The organism is Mesorhizobium sp. M7A.F.Ca.CA.004.06.1.1, from assembly GCF_003999135.1.
Taxonomy (GTDB): Bacteria; Pseudomonadota; Alphaproteobacteria; order Rhizobiales; family Rhizobiaceae; genus Mesorhizobium.
The window spans coordinates 1-4,902 of record NZ_RZPQ01000446.1 but is presented as its reverse complement, the minus strand read 5'-3'; the positions used below and the strand labels follow the sequence as shown (position 1 = coordinate 4,902).

The 4,902-nt window shown below is 61.1% G+C and carries 6 protein-coding genes; 3 read left to right on the top strand and 3 right to left on the bottom strand.

Translation table 11 applies throughout. The features are described from left to right. Positions 1–65 precede the first annotated feature (65 nt). Positions 66–812 carry a helix-turn-helix transcriptional regulator gene (locus EN906_RS23005; protein WP_164748915.1) on the top strand — a complete coding sequence of 249 codons (747 nt, stop codon included), beginning with the start codon at positions 66–68 and terminating at the stop codon, positions 810–812. Between the two features lie 327 nt (positions 813–1,139). Next, complete coding sequence (locus EN906_RS23000; RefSeq protein ID WP_127267980.1) at positions 1,140–1,319, top strand: hypothetical protein; 180 nt, start codon at positions 1,140–1,142, stop codon at positions 1,317–1,319. 139 nt (positions 1,320–1,458) lie between these two features. Here EN906_RS23000 and EN906_RS22995 read toward each other — a convergent pair whose 3' ends face one another. After that, positions 1,459–2,244, bottom strand: a complete 786-nt coding sequence (locus EN906_RS22995; protein ID WP_127267981.1) for a L,D-transpeptidase — start codon at positions 2,242–2,244, stop codon at positions 1,459–1,461. Between the two features lie 170 nt (positions 2,245–2,414). Between EN906_RS22995 and EN906_RS22990 the strand changes: the two genes are divergently transcribed. Next, entirely contained in the window at positions 2,415–3,887 is a 1,473-nt protein-coding gene (locus EN906_RS22990) for an MATE family efflux transporter (RefSeq protein WP_127267982.1), read from the top strand. An 85-nt stretch (positions 3,888–3,972) separates the two neighbouring features. Here EN906_RS22990 and EN906_RS22985 read toward each other — a convergent pair whose 3' ends face one another. Further along, positions 3,973–4,371 carry an SH3 domain-containing protein gene (locus EN906_RS22985; RefSeq protein ID WP_127267983.1) on the bottom strand — a complete coding sequence of 133 codons (399 nt, stop codon included), beginning with the start codon at positions 4,369–4,371 and terminating at the stop codon, positions 3,973–3,975. A 261-nt stretch (positions 4,372–4,632) separates the two neighbouring features. Continuing rightward, positions 4,633–4,899 carry a hypothetical protein gene (locus EN906_RS22980; RefSeq protein ID WP_245484316.1) on the bottom strand — a complete coding sequence of 89 codons (267 nt, stop codon included), beginning with the start codon at positions 4,897–4,899 and terminating at the stop codon, positions 4,633–4,635. Positions 4,900–4,902 lie beyond the last annotated feature (3 nt).

The window sequence follows — 4,902 nt, the reverse complement described above, 5'->3', positions numbered from 1 at the left end:
CCTGTCGCTACCATGGCGTAGCACTGTCGCTCGATGAATGAGATAGTAGCGACATGGAAAAGCAAATGACGATGTCGAACGGCGCCAAAATCAGGGAACTGCGGGAAGCGGCCGGCATGACCCAGGACAAGCTGGCCGCTATGAGCCGAGTCGACAGACGTACCGTCCAGCGTGCCGAGCAAGGAACACGGCTGCAGATGGAGACTCTGTCGAGCCTGGCTGCTGCACTGGGCGTGCTTGTCGCCAACATTATCGTCAACGGCGCCCGCCACGAAGACATCGACAATCTCGACGCAAAGAGCCTTGTGGTACTAAATCGGATCAGGTCCGGCATGATGTTGATGAATATTGTGCGTGACAGCTATGAGGGAACGATCTCGTGCGAAGCTGAGCCGACATCAGAGAACATCGAGGCCCTGTCAGCGGTCATCACGAAGCTCGAGTCGCTTATGCCTCAGCCTTGGGAACGGCCGCATCAGCGACTGTCATTTCCGCTGTCGGAAAGATTGAAGGCGGCAGTGGAGGTAGGCGAGCAGCTCAGACAACTCGAAGGATGGGGAATCGCTTTTTATGCGGGCACCTACACCGCCCGGACTCAAGTTCCGACGTGGGATGGTGATCACGGTGAAATGTTCATCTCCAGCCGGACCCCGTACGAGCTGGTCACTATCTGTCGCGTGATTGTAGCCCATTCCGGCCAGGGCGACCGGATCACGACTAAGGCCAATGACATCTTTGTCCCAACAAAGCCGCTCTCGGACGCGTCGACCGAAAACGACAAGAAGCCTTTGGACGACGAGATACCTTTTTAGTTCCAATCTAGCTGAGCTGGATTGAGGTATCATCAAACCTGGGACATCCACGAGCTCTCTCAAGCGCTAACGGCGGCGTAATACGAAATTAGGAAATGATTAACCAACACAGTCTATGGTCTCAGGCATGACGAAGAAAATCGTATCCTTTCGGCTCTCGGCACACGAGATCGAGCTCATCGAGAAAAGCGCGCGAAGATTCAAAGTGAGCCGTTCACAGGCTCTCAGCGCGGCCATTCGAGCGTTCGATCACAACTATATGGCCGAAGACGAAACGTTTGTTCAGCGCACTCCCTGGTGGTTCGAATCCCTTGACGGTGACACAAGATGAGCAAGCTGGATCCGAATAAACTTATGATGGTTCTCGCGGTGATCACCCTCGTGGTTATTGCCGCGATGTCGGGATACCGGCTGCAGATCGGCCCGAGCGGACTGACATTTGAGCACAGCGGAGATGCCGATGCTGCTGCAAACTCGAAGCTGATCTCTCCGCCTCCATCCCATTGAGGAATGCAGCCGGCTCTTTGGAGCAAGATAGCTTATCCTCCCTCGGAAAGGTTCGGTCTTGGAGGGGTAGTGTACTGACCGCACGTCGGTGTTTGTCGAATGGTGAGCTGCTTCGCCGCAGTCCACAATTCGTGCAGACTTACTGCAACATCTCCGCGTCCCTCGGCACGCCCGCGTCGATCGGCTCGGCGGTTCTGCTCGACACGGCCATGATCTTGCCGGCAGCCGACAGGTTGGGACGCACGAAGACCTGGGCGGGGCCGTTGACGCGGCTGTAAAGGTCAATGATGTCCTGGTTCATGAAGCGCACACAGCCCGACGATGCGTTCTTGCCGATGGAATCCCACTCCGGCGTGCCGTGCAGTCGGTACATCGTGTCCTTGCCATCGCGGAACAGATACAGCGCGCGGGCGCCCAGCGGGCTCTGCGGGCCGGGCGGCATGCCGTCCTTGTATTTCGCCAATTCCGGCCGGCGCTGGATCATTTCCGGTGGCGGCGTCCAGACCGGCCACTTCTTCCTCGCCTGGACCACGGCGCTGCCGGTCCATCCGAAACCGGCTTTGCCAAGGCTGACGCCATAGCGGATAGCTGTGCCGCCGTCGCGCACCAGATAGAGGAAGTGCTCAGACGTATCGACGACAATCGTGCCGGGTTTCTCTCCGGTCGGGTCAGTCACGATCTGGCGCACGAACTTCGGATCGACCTTGGCGACCGGGATTGCCGGCAGTTGATAGCCCTCGTCGACACGCGCCGCATACATGCTCGCGGCATCGCCGAAAGCCGGATCGCTCGGCGGTGCTGCAACCGGCGGCGGCGGCGCCATGTCTGTTGTGGTGCACGCCGAAAGAGCCAGGGCACCCAAGGCGGATGCACCGAGGAACGCGCGCCTGTTCAGGCGCTCAAAAAATAGCGGAATATCGGACATGACCCCCCCGGCTTATCCAAGAACTGTAGGAATGCGGCCCCACGCATCGAGGATCAATATCCCATTCCGGAAGCTTTGAGAACATGATTAGATCACGGCATGACCTGTCCCGTTGAATCGGCAATCATCGCGCACGCGACTTGAAACGAACCTTCGCCGAGCTGCCCGCCATGGACGAAAAAAATCCCCCGCGCCGGCGCACCGGCGACCTGACCAGCGGCCCGATCCCGCGCACGCTTCTGCTGTTCGCCCTGCCGGTGCTCGGCTCCAACGTGCTCCAGTCGCTCAACGGTTCGATCAACGCCGTCTGGGTCGGCCGTTTCCTCGGCGAATCGGCGTTGACCGCCACCTCCAACGCCAACCTCGTCCTGTTCCTGATCCTCGGCACCGTGTTCGGCATCGGCATGGCGGCCACCATCCTGGTGGCCCAGTCGGTCGGTGCCCGCGACCTGCCCGAGGCGCGCCGCATCGTCGGCACCAGCGCGACGTTCTTCTTCCTCGTTTCTGTTATCCTCGCGGTCTGCGGCTGGATCTGGGTCGACGCCATTCTCAACACGCTCGGCACACCGGCCGATGCCTTGCCGCTCGCCCGCTCCTATCTGCGCATCATCTTCGTCGCCGTGCCGATGATGAACCTTCTGTCCTTCGTCATGACCGTGCTGCGCGGTGCCGGCGATTCACGCACGCCCTTCTTCTTCATGGCTCTGGCCGTCGTCCTCGACATCGTGCTCAACCAATTGCTCATCCGCGGCATCGGACCGTTTCCCGAACTCGGCATCGCGGGCTCCGCCACGTCCACGCTGATCGGCCAGACGGTAAGCGTGATCGCCATCCTGATCGTGCTCTATGTGCGCAGGCATCCGCTGCGGCTGGCCGGCGCCAACCTCGCCCTGCTGCGGCCCGATCCCACCTTGCTTCGCATCGTCGTCGTCAAGGGCGTGCCGATGGGTCTGCAGATGATCGTCATTTCGGCGGCGGCACTGACGGTGATGGGCATCGTCAATTCCTACGGCTCACAGGTCGCCGCCGCCTACGGCATCGCCGCCCAGCTGTGGACCTATATCCAGATGCCGGCGCTCGCCATCGGCGCCGCGGTGTCCTCGATGGCGGCGCAAAATGTCGGCGCCGGGCGCTGGGACCGGATCGGCCGCATCGCCGCCTCCGGTGTCGGCTTCAACCTGGTCCTGACCGGCGCACTGGTTGCAGTGCTGTCGGTTTTCGACCGTTCGGTGCTGAGCCTGTTCCTGAGCAGCGACAGCGCGGCGATCGACATCGCCGTCCACATTAACAATGTCGCCTCGTGGTCGTTCATTCTGTTCGGCATAACCATCGTGCTGTTTGCCACCGTACGAGCCACGGGTGCCGTGATGCCGCCGTTGATCATCCTGGTCATTTCGGTGCTGGTCGTGCGCACCGGCTTCGCCTATTTCATGCGTGGCGTGATCGGCGAGGAAGCGCTGTGGTGGAGTTTCCCGGTGGGTTCGATCAGCTCGCTTGTACTGGCGGCGGCCTACTACCGTTTCGGCCGCTGGCGCACCACGCACATGATCGAGAACAGACCGGCAGCCGGCGAGCCGCCGGACACCGGTCTTGGCGTGCCACGCGGACGCGCGCATCTTTCGCCTGAAACACCGAACGGCTGAAGTACCCGTCAGGCCATGGACATGGCGGCAGGGCCGCAATTGATTTGCCGCACTGCCCGTCACGCCAGACCCGGCGCAAATGAACCTATTTGCAGGAGAAGCCGGGCGCGATCTTGCACTTGCCGGGACGTGGCCTGTGCGGCCGATGGTGCGGAGGACGGTGCGGCTTGTGCCAGTGTGGCGGCCGATGCGGCGGACGCACGATGATGATTGGCGGGCGAACGATTTGGGAGCGTTCGAGATAGCCGGAGCTGGCCCAGCCGCTCACGCCGCCGCCATGGATTCTGCACCAGCCCGGCTGGCAGCCGGTGACATTGACCCTGAAGCCGCCGGGCAGCGTTCCGACCCTGGCATATCCCGCTCCCGGCCCGCTACGGACATTAAGATTGGTCGTGGTGTGGGCGCTGTAAGCGAAGGCTGCGGCGGACGTCCCGAAGACCGCGGCCATTATGGTCGCGAACACAAGCAGAAAACGCAATCTCATCAGTCCCTCCATTCGAATCCGGCCGTTCATCTGCTTCGGCCAAGACTGCCCTGCAAGAGGGAGCGGCCAAGCCAAGAAAAGTCAACAGGTGGGCGGCGTAACCGTTCTGGCCAGCGGGACTGATGCCGGATTTTTCTTGGACATGGTTGAGGAATTTCCCGGTTGCCGCCTATTGCTCTTCAACACCCGCTGACGTTTACTGTCTTTCGACAATCACCGCGGGCAAAGGTGGATCCATGGGCAAAGGCAGGGTCGAGGCATTCACCGACGGCGCATCGCTTTCAGTTTTTCCGCCACCGATGCGGCAAGGTCGGCATAGCGCTCCTCCAGCCGTTCCGCGGCCTTGATGATCGAGAAATCATGGCCGAACTTTTCCAGCGCCATACGCAGCTTCTCGACGAACTCGGCTTGTTTCTCCAGGGCGGAAAAGAGCGTCCTCACCTGCGTTTCGCTGATGTCGGGGTTGGCCAGCATCTGCGGCACCTCGCGGCCCATCTGGTCGCCAATGGCGGTCTGTTCTTTCAGGATTGC

Coding starts and splice junctions, on each gene's coding strand:
- EN906_RS23005 (WP_164748915.1), top strand. CDS start 66: ATGACGATGTCGAACGGCGCCAAAATCAGGGAACTGCGGGAAGCGGCC.
- EN906_RS23000 (WP_127267980.1), top strand. CDS start 1,140: ATGAGCAAGCTGGATCCGAATAAACTTATGATGGTTCTCGCGGTGATC.
- EN906_RS22995 (WP_127267981.1), bottom strand. CDS start 2,244: ATGTCCGATATTCCGCTATTTTTTGAGCGCCTGAACAGGCGCGCGTTC.
- EN906_RS22990 (WP_127267982.1), top strand. CDS start 2,415: ATGGACGAAAAAAATCCCCCGCGCCGGCGCACCGGCGACCTGACCAGC.
- EN906_RS22985 (WP_127267983.1), bottom strand. CDS start 4,371: ATGAGATTGCGTTTTCTGCTTGTGTTCGCGACCATAATGGCCGCGGTC.